Below are 15612 nucleotides of genomic sequence, written 5' to 3' on the forward strand. Positions count from 1 at the left end.
TTGACGGGTAATAAAGTCACGTTTATACATGATAAAAACTATAACCAATTCACGGTTTGATAGGAGAAGATCGATGAAATTATCAACGAAAGGACGCTACGCGACGCGCATCCTGCTTTGTATTTCCCGCTTGCAGGGGGATCAGCCCGTTCCGAAAAAGCGTATTTCCGAACAGGAAGGCATTTCCACCGACTATATTGAACAGATTATCGTTCCGCTGAAAAATGCGGGATTGGTTAACAGTGTGCGCGGTTTGCGCGGCGGTTTCCGGCTGGCCAAAGATCCGGCCGATATCACGGTGTATGACATTCTTGCAGCCTCCGAGGGCGATATTAATCTGGTGGGTTGTCTGGCTGAAGGCTGCAGTAAATCCGACACCTGCGTGGTGCAGCGGGTCTGGCAGGGGGCCAGCGATGAGCTTCGTGAATATTTCTCGAAAATCACGCTGCGTGAACTGCACGATGACTATGACAAGCAGACTGCGGATCAGCCGATTAATTTCAGTATTTAACCTTAGCTAACGGAGATAAATCATGCCTATCTATGAGGACATCACAAAAACAGTAGGACGCACCCCGCTCGTGAAGCTCAACCGCATCACGGAAGGTCTTCCCGGCAACGTGGCCGTGAAGCTTGAATCGCGCAATCCGCTTTACAGCGTGAAAGACCGTATTGGCGTTGCCATGATTGAAGATGCTGAGAAAAAAGGTCTGATCAAACCGGGTTCCACTCTCATCGAACCGACGAGTGGAAACACAGGGATCGCCCTGGCTTTCACCGCAGCAGCCAAAGGCTATAAGCTGGTGCTCACCATGCCGGAAAGCATGAGTATTGAGCGTCGCCGCCTGCTGCAGGTTCTCGGTGCCGAACTGGTGCTGACGCCGGCCGAAAAAGGGATGCCCGGTGCGATTGCCGAAGCGCAGAAACTGGTCGACGAAAATCCGGATGCCATCATGCTGCAGCAGTTCGATAACCCGGCCAACCCGAAGATCCACTACGATACCACTGCCCCGGAAATCTGGGAAGATTCCGACGGTACGGTTGATGCTTTTGTGGCCGGTGTCGGTACCGGCGGAACACTGACCGGTGTGGGCGGATACCTTAAGGAAAAGAACGCTGATGTGAAAGTTGTCGCGGTTGAACCGGTGCAGTCTGCGGTGATCTCCGGCGGTAAGCCCGGTCCGCACAAAATTCAGGGGATCGGTGCCGGTTTTATTCCGAAGAACCTCAATACCGACCTGATCGATGAAGTGATTACCATCGAAGGCGATGCCGCCGGAACCATGGCACGCCGTCTGGCTAAAGAAGAAGGTATTCTGTGCGGAATCTCCGCCGGCGGTAATGTGCACGCCGCAGTTGAGCTGGCTAAAAAGCCGGAGAATGCGGGTAAGCTGATTGTTACGGTGATCTGTGATACCGGCGAGCGCTATCTCTCCACCTGGCTCTTCGAAGACAACTAAGTTTCCACGCTCTGGAAATGCCGAAGCCCCGGAAAATTCCGGGGCTTTTTTTCGGCCTTCAGGGGACGGATCTGCGGTGGCGTTACCGGCCCGAAATATGGTTATTGTTCGGGCGTTTGGTGGCGGACGATGTCCGCTTCCACCATATAAATGACATCCTCGGCAATATTGCAGGCGTGGTCGCCGATGCGTTCGAGACGGTGGGTGATGGCCAGCAGCGTCATGAGCGATTCCGCATGCTCGGGTTCCCGCTTCAGTGCTTCAGCGATTTCGAGTTTCATTTCCTGTTTCATTGCGTTGATTTCATCGTCATCAAGAATCACTTCGCGGGCGAGATAGGTATCGATGTTGATCAGCGCGTCCAGTGCTTTTCGGACAATGGTTTTGGCCAGATAGGTCATCTGATGCAGATCGAGCGGAACTTTGGGTTTCGGAGTCTGGTTGATGTGCATGCCGTTTTTCGCAATATCTTTGGCGAGGTCGCCGATGCGTTCGAGGTCGTTGTTCATTTTCATGACAGCAATAATGAAACGCAGATCAATGGCGACCGGCTGATAAAGGGCGAGGGCTTTCAGACATTCCTCCTCGACTTCGATTTCCAGCTCATCAATCTGCCGGTCGGTGTCGATGACCTGCTGTGCCAGTTCGAGGTCATTTTCCAGAAAGGATTTCACCGAAAGTTCGAGGTTTTCATCCACCCGGGCACTGAGTGAGTAAATCAGTTTTTTCAGGCGTTCGAGTTCTTTTTCCAGATGCTTAGCCATATTTTCTCCTGCGGTATGTGATGCATGCTGCGTGATGAGGTCACGGCTTGCTTTTCACGTCTCTTTTTTTATCCAAATCGTCCGGTGATATAATTTTCGGTCTGCGGGTTTTCGGGGTTGGTGAAGAGCTGCTTGGTTTTTCCGAATTCCACCAGCACGCCTTCGTACATGAAAGCGGTCAGGTCGGAGACCCGGGCCGCCTGCTGCATGTTGTGGGTGACGATGATGATGGTGTATTCCCGGCGCAGTTCGCCGATCAGATCTTCAATTTTTGCGGTGGCTTTCGGGTCCAGTGCAGAGGTGGGCTCATCCATCAGCAGAATTTCCGGTTTAATGGCCAGGGCGCGTGCAATACAGAGGCGCTGCTGCTGTCCGCCCGACATGCCGAGTGCATTGGCCTGCAGGCGGTCTTTGACTTCGTCCCAGATGGCGGCCTGCCGCAGACTCTGCTCAACGACTTCGCTGAGCTCCTGTTTGTTTTTTATGCCCTGGAGGCGCGGACCATAGGCTACGTTGTCGAAAATGGATTTCGGGAAAACATTCGGTTTCTGAAAGACCATGCCGACGCGGGCGCGGAGCGTGACCACATCAATATTTTTGGCGTAGATGTTATGTCCGTCAAAGATCATTTCACCGGAGGCGCTGGTGTTGGGAATCAGGTCGTTCATGCGGTTGATGGAACGGAGCAGCGTACTTTTTCCGCAGCCGGACGGACCGATCATGGCGGTGACCATCTTCTGCGGGATCTTCATGTTCACTTTACGCACCGCCTCGAAATCGCCATAGAAAAGGGAGAAGTCATTGGCTTCGATATGGGGTGCTGCATGTATATCGATATCGCCGTGTTCAGCAAAGGTATCGATGGGTTTCATGGTAATTTCATCGGACATATCAGCCTCTCAGTTTCTTCGAAATTCGTGCGCGCATCAGAATGGCGAACAGGTTCAGTAAAAGCACGATGGCGACGAGGGTGAATACCATGCCGTACTGGACGTGGCGGATTTCGTCGACCGCTTCATGTTCGGTGCACAGGTTGTAAATATTCCAGGGGAGTGCCGGGGTGGGCTGGTTCAGGGTTTCCCAGATTTTCAGCGGAGCCCCGACCGATACAGCGGCGGTGAAAATGATGGGTGCGGTTTCTCCGGCCGCCCGGCCCATGGAGATGACCACACCGGTGAGAATACCGGGCAGCGCTGCCGGGAGAATGACCGTCATTACCGTATGCCAGCGGCCCGCCCCGAGGCCGAGTGCGGCCTCCTTGTAGGCTCGCGGCACCGCCAGAATGGCTTCTTCCGAGGAGCGGATAATGGTCGGCAGAATCAGCAGGGAAAGCGTCAGTGATCCGGCGAGTACACTTTTGGAGTCGGAAACCTGGATGGTGTTCAGGAAAAAGGCGAGGCCGAAGAGTCCGAATACAATGGAAGGCACACCGGCGAGCGTACTGATGCAGATACGCAGGAAGCTGACCGTGCGGCCTTCCCGGGCATATTCGCACAGATAGATCGCGGCGATAACCCCCATTGGAATAGCGAAAATCATGGCACCGAGGGTGAGGTAGATGGTGCCGAGGACTTCCGGCCAGATGCCGCCGAAAATGTGCGAGTCTTTGGAGGTGTCGGTGATGAACTGCCAGTAGAAGGTCGTTTTCGGGCGCATCATTTCATCGATATGGTCTTCCAGATATTGGAAAAACGGTTCGAGTCCGGTGCCGCGGAACTTTTCAATACGCGGGTTTTCAACCAGCACTCCCATGGCGTCGGGATTGGAATAGTCCCACTCCTCTTCGACCATCACTTCATGCAGTTTCACGAGGGTGCGGTCCCAGCGGGTCTGTCCGTACTGCTGCCGTATCAGCACCGGTTTTTTCTGCCCGGGCATCGGACCGAAGAGTTCCTGTACCGCATCCACGAGTGCCTCATAGGGTTCTTCGCGGGTTTCACCCAGGCTCCGGGCCTGTTCCTTCAGCGCTTTGGCTTCAGCCTTCAGCCGGTCTTCTTCAGCTTCGAGCCGTGCAATTTCCTCTTCGCTCCCGCCTTCCCGTTTCAGTGCTCGAGCCTGGTTTTTCAGTACTTTGGCCTGCGTTTTCTTTTCGTCTTCCTGTGCTTCAAGCGTTTTTTCGAGTTCGGCTGTTTCGGCTTCAAATGCTTCAAGCATGTCGTAGACCGGGGCGCGGGCGGCGGCAGTCAGATTGAGTTCCTCATTGAAGCGGTCAGAGTTGCCCCGATCAAACTGCTCGAGCATCACCCGGCGGTGTTCAATGGTTCCTTTGAAAACAAAGGCTTTGGAGCCGCGCCATATGATCGGGGTGAGAATTGCCAGCAGGGCCATGGCCATGACGGCAATGGCGATCAGTCCGAGTCCGGAGAAGGCTTTATCCAGAAGTTTTCGGGTTTCCAGTCTCATGCTTATTTACCCAGTTTTTTACGGGAGCGTTTAACAATGATTTCGCTGACCAGATTCATGATGAAAGAGAAGGCCAGCAGGCAGAACGCCATGGCGAACAGGACGTGAAAACGGGAGGAGCCGGTTACGTGGTCCGCTTCGCCCATATCGCCGGCAATGGTGGCGGTAAGGGTTCGGATCGGCTGCAGTACATTATACCAGGGTTCCGGAATACGGGAGGCGTTGCCGGAGGCCATCCAGACCACCATGGTTTCCCCGATGGCCCGCATCACTCCGAGAATGACCGCGGCCAGAATGCCGCTGATCGAGGCGGGAATGATGGTTTTGATGATGGTTTCCGCCCGTGTGGCCCCGAGGGCATACGAACCTTCGCGCAGTTCGCGGCCGGCGGCCTGCAGGGCATCTTCAGAAACACTGACTACCGTGGGAAGGGCCATGATGCCGAGAATGATGGATACGTTGAGGGCATTGGTGCCGGAACTGATTTCGAGGCCGAGCAGTCGAGTTGAGAGTTGGAAAAGAAAAATGAGAGTCAGGGTTCCAAGGATTGGAAAAATGATTGCTCCCGCAATTTTAGGGTTGGGGATTTGTTTACGGAGTTTATCAATCAGGAGGTCGCCGAGTACAATGACAAGCAGGGCGAGGATCGGCCCGAGCACCAGCCAGACGCCGGTTGAAAGAATGATGCCGCCATGATTCTGGAGCAGGGGAGCGAAAACAACCAGGGCAAAGAAGCCGTATGCCACCGAGGGGATCGCCGCCAGGACCTCAATGACCGGTTTTACAATCTGCCGGACCTTGAACGGGAGAAGGTCGGAGAGGCAGACCGCGGCGGAAATACCGAGGGGAACCGCAACCGCGACCGCTCCGAGTGTAACCAATCCTGTGCCGACAAAAATGGGCAGGGCCCCGAATTCAGCCGGTGATCCGGAGGGATACCAGCGGGTGCTGGAGAAGAATTCTGTGAATCCTTCGAGTTTAAAAAACGGGATCGCATCTTTCAGGATGAAATAGAAGATAAAGAAGACGGCGAAGGTGGAGAGCGAAGTGATCAGAAAAAGGAAACTTTGACCCAGCAGCGTGCTGATTCTCTGACGCCGGCTGGCGGCATCGCTCATGATTAGGTTCGTATTAGCTGTTTTGCTCATAGATACAGAAATCCCTTAAATATCGCGACAGACCATGGGGCAGAACTGTTAGTGAAAGATTAGTGGCGGATTAAGGTTGGGTGAGTGCAGGCGGAGTATCGGAAGGCGGTAGATTTTCCAGAGGGTGGTAATGGCGGCCGGTTGCGGGTGGGCACGGTTTCCGTTTCAGCGCGTTTGACGAAAAGCGGGATTCGAGCCTTTCGGCCGAATCCCGCAGGCAGGTGTAGAATAAAACAGGTTAGTATGCGGTGACCGGAACAAATCCGATTTCTTCCACCATTTCCTGTCCGTCCTCGGTCAGGTGGATGGTTATAAACTGATAGAGGGGAGTGCCCAGTTTGGGATAACCGTCGGTATACATGAACAGCGGGCGGGCAACCGGATATTCGCCGGTCTGTACCGTTTCCGCTGAGGGATAAATCCCGTTGATCTTCAGGGCTTTCACCGTTTTGTCCACAAAGCCGAGGCCGGCATAGCCGATCGCGGCAGGTGTGCTCTGGACGCGCTGGCGGATGGCGCCGTTGGAACCGACATATTCACATTTTCCGCCGATTTTCTCTTTGTTCATCACCAGCTTGGCAAAGGTTTCGTAGGTGCCGGAGTTGGTGTCGCGGGAGATCGTTACGATGGCTTTATCGGGGCCGCCGACTTCTTTCCAGTTGGAGATTTCGCCCAGATAGATTTTCCGGACCTGTTCAACGGTAAGCTCCTGCACCGGGTTGGAGGGGTGCACCAAAATCGGCAGGCCGTCGAGGGAGACGACGTGGGCAACCGGCTGAATTCCTTTATCCGCCGCCGCTTTGAATTCGGTCTCTTTCATCGGGCGGGACATAATGGCGACATCGCATGTGCCGTTAACCATTGATTTTGCACCATTGCCGGAGCCGGATTCGGAAACGGTGATGTTCACGTCGGGATTGGCGGCCATATAATATTCGGCAAAGGCTTTGGCAATCGGTCCGACCGTTGTGGAGCCGTCAATAACGATCTTATCGGACGCACCGGCTGTTGCAGCAACCGTTGCCGCGGCCGTCATTGCGAGGATCTGTATTTTCATGATTCTTTCTCCTGATTTGTTATGAATTCCTAACAGAATTTCTTAAAGGGCACGGGCAATCTGTGCTCTGCATGTTAGGCGGGCATTAGAGAAAGATTCAGAAGCGGTAAGTTCCAATATATTCCTAACATTGGAACTTACCGGCGGTGGTTGTTATTCCAGCTCATTTCCGGTGGCGGAAAGCAGTCTCAGCTGGGCCATATTGTATTTCGCGGCAGTGGCCAGATAGAGCGATTCCGCATCCGCCAATGCCCGGATGGATTGAAGCGCTTCAAGGGGGAGTCCCTGATTTTCAAAAATGCGCTCGCTGTTGAGTTCGTAGGATTTGCGGGCCCGGTCAACGGCGCGCTTTGCCAGATCGATCTGCCGGGCGGCACTTTTGAATGCGGTGTGCGCCACACGCACTTCCGCGGCAATATCGGCTGCGGCCTGTTCCTGTTGCGCTTTGGCTTTGGTCATTTCCGCCTGATGATGTTTCATCCGGTTGCGGTTGCGCAGGCCGAGGCTGTCGAATTCCCAGTACAGCATGCCGTAAAGATCGCTGCGGCCGTCGTCATAATCATTACCGGTTCCGGTGCCGCCGCCGAAATTACCGTAACTGTATCCCACCTCCAGTTTCGGGAAAAAGATGCCGTATTTTTCCTGTTTGAGCCGGGCCTGTTCTGCAGCGGCTTCGGCGCGGTACTGTCCGATTTCCGGGCGGACTTCCAAGGCCTGGATGACCAGATCCTCAAGTTCGGTATCGGAATCAACCAGCAGAAGCGGGGTGATCAGGTGATGGGCCGGAATCAGCGCGACCTCCGGCTCCAGCCGCAACAGCCGGGCCAGGTGGTATGAGGCGATGTGTTTGCGTTCTTCCACCATTTCAGCTTTCTGCTGTTGAATGAGCGATTCCACTTCAGCCCGTTCCGCATCGGCCTGAAGCCCCTGACCGCTTGCCGCGAAATCAGCGGTCTGTTTGGCCAGAGCTTCAGCGTGACCTGCCGCTTCCCGGGTCACCTCAACCTCATGCGTTGCACGAACCAGTTCATAATAGGCCGCCGCCACATCCAGCATCACCTGCAGGCGGATCGACTCCTCGCTGAACTGCTGCGCCCGCAACTGCTGTTTTGCCGCAAGCGGTGCGAATACCGCTTCCGAAAAATCGAGGTTGAAGGCCAGACCGGGGGCGGTCATGGATCCCATGCCGAGATAGCGCGAATTGCGTTCGGCATCAATCACACTCCCCGATGTTTCCTGCAGGGCTCCATCCTGATAGGCATAGCCCGCCCCGATGCGCAGCGTCGGCACCCACTGGTACCACGCTGCGGATTTTTCGAGTTCGGCCTGGGTGACATTCTGCACCTGAACCGCCAGTTCGGTATTCCGTTCATCGGCCAGTTTGAGAGCGGCAGGCAGGTCGATGGTGAGGGTTTCCCCGTACGATGCGGCAGTGAGGCCCGCCGCGATGCTCAGTAGAATTTTTTTCATTTTCCAATCTCCGGAAATTAGATGTGTTTGGGCTGATGACGTTTGGCCAGTGTGTAGACGCAGGGTACGAGAAACAGCGTCAGGATGGTGGAGGCAATCATGCCGCCGATCATCGCCCGCGCCAGCGGTACCATGGCTTCGTTGCCGACCGAGAAGTTGAAGGCAAACGGCAGCATGGAAGCCACCATCGTCAGCGAGGTCATCAGAATCGGACGCAGACGAACGCAGGCCGCTTCATAGGCCGCTTCGAAGGCATTATGCCCGCGCTCCATCTGTTTGTTGGCAAATTCGACCAGCAGAATCGAGTTGTTCACCACCACGCCAACCAGCATGAGGGCACCCATCAGCGACTGGATGTTAATGTTGGTATTGGTCACAAAGAGCGCAATCACCACACCGGACAAGGCCAGCGGAACGGCGAGCATAATGATCAGCGGTTCAGAGAACGAGCGGAACTGAGCCATCAGCACGAGGAATACCAGCACGATGGCGGCCAGTAATCCGAAGCCGAGTGATGCCGCACCTGTACGCATGGTCTGCACGGGGCCGCGCAGGTCAACACTCACGCCTTCGTCTAAGGTGATTCCGGCGAGCACTTCTTCAATATCTTTCACCACGGAACCGAGATCGCGATCTTCAACATTCACGTAGATGTCGTTTATTCGCGACATATTGTAGTGGGCAATTTCGCCGGGAATATTCACACGGCTGATTTCCGCTACACTTGAAAGCGGGACGGTGCTCGGGCCGTTCGGGGTTTCGATTCGTAGCGGAATATTCCGCAGTTCGTCGAGCGATTCCACGCGGTTGTCGGCAAACTGAACGCCGATATAAAAATCGACGCCAGTGCTCGGATCAACCCAGATCATGGGGGCCATTCCGACACTCGACCCGTAGGCGGTTAGTACATTTTTGGCCACGTCTTCCTGTGTCAGTCCAACGAGGGCGGCTTTGGCGCGGTCGACTTTGATGTCGAGCTGTGGATAATCCAGCGACTGCGCAATCTGAACATCAACAGCGCCGGGAACCGTCTTGACCGCACGTTCCACCTTTTCCGCTGCAACGCGGCAGGCTTCGAGCGATCCGGAGGAAACCTGAATGTCGATGGGGGTTGCCACCCCTTCATTGAGGGCTGCGTTAATCATGCCGCCGGTAACAAACAGGAATTTTTCTTTTGGCAGTTGTTCCGCCAATGCAACGCGCAGTTGTTTAACATATTCCATAGTGCTTGTTTTACGGCCCTGATCAGTCAGGTTGACAATCAGAAAAGCGGTGTCTGCGCCGGAGTTGGAGCTGAGCACGGTTGAAAATCCTGCCCCTTTACCAATGGGCATTCCGATGTTGGCGATCACCGATTTAATTTCATCTTCGGGGATAATGCTCTGGATCAGCTGTTCCACCTGTTCGACCACTTTTTCAGTGTTACCAAGCTGGGTACCCGGAGCAGTTTTCATACGGATCTCAAAGGAGCCTGCATCCACATCGGGGAAGAGTTCCCTGCCGAGCATGGGCGTGAGCAGGAAGCAGGCCGCCGATAGACCACCGATCACGAGGATTGTCAACCAGCGGACTTTCATGCTTTTGGCGAGGATGTTTTGGTAGAAGCCTTTCGGTTCGCCTATACGTTCTTCAAGGTTATGTTCAAGGTTGGGTGTTTTGCCGGCGCGGGTGGGGAAGCGCGCGCAGAAGGTCGGGCAGACCGTCATGGCAATCACATAGGATGCCGCAATAGTCAGCACGGCGGCCAACGCCAGCGGCTGGAACATAAACTTGATCATTCCAGTGAGGAATAAGGCCGGGATAAATACCGCCAGCGTGGTCACAACACCAGCCAGAATCGGCATCGAGACTTCTTCAGCTCCATCGCGCGCCGCATCGACGGGATTTTTCCCCAGTTGACGGTGACGGATAATATTTTCCACCACCACAATGCCGGCGTCCACCACGGTGCCGACCGCGAGGGCCAGCCCGCCGATGGTCATGACGTTGAGGGTTTCGCCGGTGAAATAAAAGCCGAGGATACCGGCAAGCAGCGAGAGCGGCAGCATCAGCAGGATGGCAAGCGACGGCCGGAATCGGCGCAGGAAAAGAATCACGATGAGGACCACGAGAAGCGCTCCGATCATAATTTGTTTCTGCAGGCCGGCCATGGCTTGGCGAATATAGGTGGACTGGTCGCTGACGAGAGTAATTTCGGTGGATTCCGGGATATCGCCGCTCTTTTTCATGGCGGGGATTTTTTCGGCGAGGCCGTCGCGGATGCGATCAACCACCTGCACGGTGTTTTCGCCGGGTTCGCGGAGAAGCGGGCAATAGACCGAGCGCTTACCATTCACGCGGACCACATTGTATTGAATGGCGGCATCGTCCTGGGCATAGCCGATGTCTTTAATGAAGATCGTTTGACCATCGCGGACGGCGACGGGCACATTGTCGATGTCGGCTGTTCCGGGCAGGGTGTTGACCGGATGAACCTGATATTCAAGTCCGCCCAGTTGCATGGTTCCGCCACCGAGCACCAGATTGGCTTTTTCCAGCGCGTTCACGACATCGAGTGGTTCGAGGTGGTGTGCAGCCAGTTTATCCGGATCGATGTAAATCATCATCTGGCGGAATTTTCCGCCGAACGGGTGGGGGATCTGAACGCCTTTAATTCCGCCCATCTTGTTGCGGACGGCGTAGTAGCCAATTTTATAGAGATCGGTTTCAGTCAGTCCTTCTCCGCCGATGGCCGCGAGCACGACCGGCAGGTTGGCCGGTTCGCCACTCATTGTGAAAGGAACCTCAATGCCGGGCGGCAGGTGGTGGAGGTCGCTCATTTCAATGTTCACGACATCGTTCATGGCGGCCGAAGGGTCGGCACCGGCCTGGAAGGTGACTTTGATGATGCAGGCTCCGGGCATGATCCGGGCTTCAATGGTGTCGCGTTTGCCCGCCATAGTCAGTACGCGTTCGACGCGGGCCGAAACCGATTTTTCCATATCGAGCGTGGGCAGCCCGGGATAAGAATAGTAGGTCGCCACGACCGGTTTTTTGAAGCTGGGGAGAATATCGGTCGGAATTTTCGGGTAGACCGCCCAGCCGAGGAAGGCCAGGGCCAGCACGCCGGCTAAAACGGCAAATGAGTTTTTAAGGGAAAATTTTACAAGCATGGGGAATCTCCGGCTTACTTACGGGCTTTAACGGATACGGCGTCGCCGTCACGCAGGCGGCCGAGGCTGTTGGCGACAATCTGTTCGGTGCCGGTCAGGCCGGAAAGGATTTCAATTTCGGTGCCGGTGTCGGAACCGGTGGTTACCGGAATCCGTTTTATTTTTTCATTTTCAACGGCGTAAACGTGCGGGGCACCGTCGTTCAGGCGGACCGAACCGGCGGGCAGGATGAGGGCATCGCGGCGGTATTCGAGTTCAACGGTCACTTTTCCGTACATGCCGGGGTAGAGCAGCCCCTGTTGGTTATCGAGATCAATTTCAGTACGCATACGTCGGGTTTTTCCATCAAGCACGCCCGCTGACCGGGTGATTTTTGCGGAGAAGGTCTGGCCGGGATAGGCATCGAAGGTCAGCCCCACGCGGTCGCCGTTGTTCAGCCAGACGGCTTCCCGTTCCGGGATATAGGTGACGGCTCTCAACGGGGTAACCGATGCCACTTCAAGCAGCACGTGGCCTGAATCGGCCGCTACGAGATCGCCGGGATCCACATTGCGGGTTGAAACAATTCCGTCGAAGGGGGCGGGAATCTCCGTGTATTGCAGTATCTGTTCGGCTTCGGCCAGTTTAGCTTCGGTGACCGCTTTTGCGGCGACCGCCTGATCAAAGCGGAATTGTGCTTCCTGTGCCGCTTTTTCGGTGATTGAGCCCTTAGCGGCGAGATCCTGAACCCGGCGGTTTTCGGATTCGGCAGCAGCCACGGCGGCTTCCCGGTTCCGGATTTCCGCCTGCAACACAGCTGCTGCAGCCACCAGTTCGGGGGCGTCGATGCGAACCATGGGCTGTCCTTTTTTAACGGGTGAGCCGATATCAACGAGCACTTCCCGGACATATCCGGTGACCCGTGTGCCGAGATCGGCGGAATGAAAGGCTTCCAGGCTCACCGGCTGGGTGGTGGTGATGCTCAGATCCTTTTTCTGAACGGGAACCAGCTCCACGGGGGCGGCGGCGTTTGTCAGAGCAGCGGTCAGCAGACCGGCGGTTAGAATCAGCTGTTTTTTCATGGTAACTCTCCTGTCGTTTAAAAATTCAATCGTGCTGATGGGTATATAATATGAGTGTAATACTCATGATACCTTAACACAGACGTGGAGAAGAGGTGTATGCGGGACAGGTTGGAATTAGAATGGGATTGAAAATCCCGTAATACATTGTCGTTCAATGAAATGAGAATATCTTAAGATTGCTTAAGGTAGTCGGATGTCAAATCGGACTCCGCCTTGGGCGCGATTGCGGGCTTTTATGCTTCCGTTGTGCAGTTCAATGATTTCCTTCACGATGGCCAGTCCGAGGCCGTTCTGGCCGGAACTGCTTCTGAATTCTTCAAAAATATAGGGAAGGAGTTCTTCTGCTATAGCGGGACCGGTATTTTCAATGGTGAGAATTCCGCCGGACTGTGAAACGATGATTTCGCCGTTTACGGGGACATGGCGGATGGCGTTATCCAGCAGATTGGCGATGACCTGTTCGATCAGTTCCGGGATACCCTTCAGTTTGAAACCGGTGTCCAGCTGGTGATGAATGGAAATTTTTCCGGCTTCGGCCAGCGGTGAAAACTGATCGATAACGCGGGTGATGGGATCCGCAAGCAGAAAAGAGACGAATGATTTCCGTAGCGTACCGGCGTTCAGGCGTGCCAGTTGAAGGAGCTGGCTGACCATGCCGGTAAGTTGGCGAAGGTCTTCGAGCATCTGTTCAATGGAACGGGCATACTCCTGCGGAGTCCGGGCTGACATCAGGGCCGTTTCACCGGTACTGCGCACGGCAGCCAGTGGGGTCCGCAGCTGGTGGGCGGCATCACCGCTGAAGCGTCGAAGCCGTTCCAGTGTGGTTTCGTATCGGTCAAAAGCGAGGTTGAATCCGGTGGCAAGCTGGTCGAGCTCATCGTAGGTGTTGTTCAATGAGATGCGTTTTGAAAACTGCCCGCCGCTGATCTCTTCCGCGGTCTGCACCATCTCCTGGAGGGGCTGTAGGAGCTGTCGGGTCAAGCGCCAGGCAATAAATGCAGTAATCGGCATGGACGCCAGGCCGACCAAAAAGAAAACCACCACTTCGTGAGCGGCTTCGTTGAATCGGGATGGATCAAAAACCGCTTTGCGGAATTCCACGATGCATAGAATAACAAAAAAAATAAGATAGGAGCTCAGCAGCAGAAGAATCAGTTTGCGAAAATAGCGGATCCGCAGGGGGGATTTCCGGAATTTCATGAGCGTTCCTCCAAGGTAAAGCCGATACCGCGGAGGGTGTGCAGCAGTTTAACCGGTGCACCGGTATCGATCTTTTTCCGGAGATTGGAAATATGCACATCAATAATGTTGTCGTATGAAACCGAGTGTGAGGCGGTTTGCAGGACTTCGCGGGCCAGCATTTCGCGGGGAACCGGTTCGCCGGTACGGCTGGCGAGAAAATAGAGGATATCGAATTCGCGGGGAGTGAGTTCAATGCTGCAGCCGGCGCGGTCAACCTTCCGCCTGACCGGATCAATTTCCAGGTCGGCAATCTTTATGGTGGTATCGGCCGGTTTCTTCCCTCGGCGCAGCAGGGCGCGAATACGTGCCTGAAGTTCCGCAAACGCGAAGGGTTTTACGAGATAATCATCGGCCCCGGCATCGAGTCCCCGAACACGATCATCAATTTTATCACGTGCGGTAATGAGGATGACCGGCAGAATGGGATCGGTTTCGCGGATCCGGTTCAACACATCGAGCCCATCCATATCCGGCAGGCCGAGATCCAGCAGAATCAGATCAGGTTTGCGATTGTTGAAACAGGTCAGGGCATCACTCCCTTTTCCGACCACGGTCACGTCATATTCCGATTCGCGCAGCCCTTTGGCGAGGGTGGCGGAAATCCGTTGGCTGTCTTCTGCGATGAGTAAATGCATGGGGCTGGCTACCAGAGTCGTCTGAAGAGGTCAATCCGCAAAAGGATTACCAGCTGATGCGGAGGGCGGAGCTTACACCATAACCGGAATAGTCGTCCGCCGCACCGGCGACGTTTTCACCGTAATTGTATTCAACCGCATTCTGCCACTTGAGGCGGTGCCCGTAGATAAACCAGTTGAATCCGCACAGCAGGTTATGCGTTTGTTCAACTTTCTGCCGGTCGGCGTTGGCAGAGGCCCAGGGGGGCATGACCACATCGGGGTTGCCGTTCAGGGCAGCGACGGCGGCATACTGTAATACAAGCTGGAGGGATTCGGTCAGGTTGTAAAAGGGCATAATTTCGAGTCCGAGCAGATCGCTTTGGTCAATCGAATATTCGGAATCGTGAATGCCTTCAGAGGCGGCCAGATCGGCCTGGATTCCCCATTTTTCCGAAAGCATTTGTTTAAGTACCAAAGAGAGGACCTGTCGGTGATCTGCGGAACCGACGTCCTGCTGACCGGAAAAGTTTTTATATGCGGTTGCGTAATCCGGCGAATTATAGACGTAGTCCACCCGAACGGAGCTGTTTTTTCCGGTCCGGTATCCGAGGGAAAAGAGGCCGAAATAACCGGCATCGAAATGGCTGAACTCCGCTTCACCGCTGGCAGAATATCCACCGGCTGTATAGAAAAAACGGTCGGTTCGGCCGCCGACGGATGCCCCGGTGAAAAAGCGGGCGGCAAACCAGATATTATTGGCCACAGCGCTGCGTTCGGGGGTGAGCAGTTTGGTGGTGGAGGTCGCGCCGTCCAGCGTGAAATTCACGGCCTGTTTGCCCAGGGTCAGCTGCAGGGAATCGATGGGTTTCCAGCGGATATAGGCATCGGTGATGCGGCGGTAGAACTTCTGCCAGTCGCCGGAGTCGGCCTGATTGAGGTTGAAATCCAGCTCCGTCTTTACATTCAGTCCGTGTTTAAAATCGGTTTTTGCACCCATTCGGAAGCGCCGCCAGAACAGGTCGTCCAGACGGTCAGCGCCTTCATGAAATGAGATGCCGTCGGCCTGCAGACGACCGGTGATGAGGACGGGGTCAAAGGTTCCGGCGAGCGTGTAGAGCGGAAAATTATCTGCGGTACGGGCAGCCTGTGCGCTGACCATGCCCGACAGCAGCAGGAATGTAACGGTTTTCAGAAAGGATGGTTTATGAGGGGATTTCGACATACAGATCACCTTT

The 15612-nt window shown here is 54.9% G+C and carries 13 protein-coding genes; 2 read left to right on the forward strand and 11 right to left on the reverse strand.

Annotation, left to right across the window (positions count from 1 at the left end):
* Nucleotides 1–73: 73 nt before the first annotated feature.
* The gene (locus P9H32_RS15995) at nucleotides 74–511 is read left to right on the forward strand and encodes an RrF2 family transcriptional regulator (protein WP_322609921.1); all 438 of its coding nucleotides are present in this window, start codon (nucleotides 74–76) and stop codon (nucleotides 509–511) included.
* Nucleotides 512–533: 22 nt separating this feature from the next.
* Nucleotides 534–1460: a cysteine synthase A gene (gene cysK / locus P9H32_RS16000; RefSeq protein ID WP_322609922.1), complete on the forward strand. Its 927-nt coding sequence runs from the start codon at nucleotides 534–536 to the stop codon at nucleotides 1458–1460.
* 101 nt (nucleotides 1461–1561) lie between these two features.
* Here the strand turns inward: cysK and phoU are convergent, their stop codons facing one another.
* The 11 genes from phoU to P9H32_RS16055 all read right to left on the reverse strand — a co-directional run bounded on the left by phoU (nucleotide 1562) and on the right by P9H32_RS16055 (nucleotide 15599).
* Nucleotides 1562–2224, reverse strand: coding sequence for a phosphate signaling complex protein PhoU (gene phoU / locus P9H32_RS16005; RefSeq protein WP_322609923.1), 663 nt, complete (start codon nucleotides 2222–2224; stop codon nucleotides 1562–1564).
* A gap of 68 nt (nucleotides 2225–2292) precedes the next feature.
* On the reverse strand, nucleotides 2293–3096 hold the full coding sequence (pstB, locus tag P9H32_RS16010; protein WP_348534508.1) for a phosphate ABC transporter ATP-binding protein PstB: 804 nt from the start codon (nucleotides 3094–3096) through the stop codon (nucleotides 2293–2295).
* 19 nt (nucleotides 3097–3115) lie between these two features.
* Nucleotides 3116–4627: a phosphate ABC transporter permease PstA gene (gene pstA / locus P9H32_RS16015; protein WP_322609925.1), complete on the reverse strand. Its 1512-nt coding sequence runs from the start codon at nucleotides 4625–4627 to the stop codon at nucleotides 3116–3118.
* 2 nt (nucleotides 4628–4629) lie between these two features.
* Nucleotides 4630–5775 carry a PstC family ABC transporter permease gene (locus tag P9H32_RS16020; RefSeq protein ID WP_322609926.1) on the reverse strand — a complete coding sequence of 382 codons (1146 nt, stop codon included), beginning with the start codon at nucleotides 5773–5775 and terminating at the stop codon, nucleotides 4630–4632.
* Between the two features lie 238 nt (nucleotides 5776–6013).
* Nucleotides 6014–6832, reverse strand: coding sequence for a phosphate ABC transporter substrate-binding protein (locus P9H32_RS16025; RefSeq protein ID WP_322609927.1), 819 nt, complete (start codon nucleotides 6830–6832; stop codon nucleotides 6014–6016).
* A gap of 153 nt (nucleotides 6833–6985) precedes the next feature.
* The gene (locus P9H32_RS16030) at nucleotides 6986–8302 is read right to left on the reverse strand and encodes a TolC family protein (RefSeq protein ID WP_322609928.1); all 1317 of its coding nucleotides are present in this window, start codon (nucleotides 8300–8302) and stop codon (nucleotides 6986–6988) included.
* Between the two features lie 17 nt (nucleotides 8303–8319).
* Nucleotides 8320–11454, reverse strand: coding sequence for an efflux RND transporter permease subunit (locus P9H32_RS16035; protein WP_322609929.1), 3135 nt, complete (start codon nucleotides 11452–11454; stop codon nucleotides 8320–8322).
* A gap of 14 nt (nucleotides 11455–11468) precedes the next feature.
* Nucleotides 11469–12515 carry an efflux RND transporter periplasmic adaptor subunit gene (locus P9H32_RS16040; RefSeq protein WP_322609930.1) on the reverse strand — a complete coding sequence of 349 codons (1047 nt, stop codon included), beginning with the start codon at nucleotides 12513–12515 and terminating at the stop codon, nucleotides 11469–11471.
* Between the two features lie 183 nt (nucleotides 12516–12698).
* A complete protein-coding gene (locus tag P9H32_RS16045) occupies nucleotides 12699–13718 on the reverse strand; it encodes a sensor histidine kinase (protein ID WP_322609931.1) in 1020 nt (339 codons plus the stop codon).
* The gene (locus tag P9H32_RS16050) at nucleotides 13715–14395 is read right to left on the reverse strand and encodes a response regulator transcription factor (RefSeq protein WP_322609932.1); all 681 of its coding nucleotides are present in this window, start codon (nucleotides 14393–14395) and stop codon (nucleotides 13715–13717) included. Before P9H32_RS16050 ends, P9H32_RS16045 begins: the two co-directional genes overlap by 4 nt.
* Before the next feature lie 46 nt (nucleotides 14396–14441).
* Complete coding sequence (locus P9H32_RS16055; protein WP_322609933.1) at nucleotides 14442–15599, reverse strand: porin; 1158 nt, start codon at nucleotides 15597–15599, stop codon at nucleotides 14442–14444.
* Nucleotides 15600–15612: the final 13 nt, after the last annotated feature.

This window comes from Pontiella agarivorans (assembly GCF_034531395.1).
In the GTDB taxonomy this organism is placed as follows: Bacteria; Verrucomicrobiota; Kiritimatiellia; order Kiritimatiellales; family Pontiellaceae; genus Pontiella; species Pontiella agarivorans.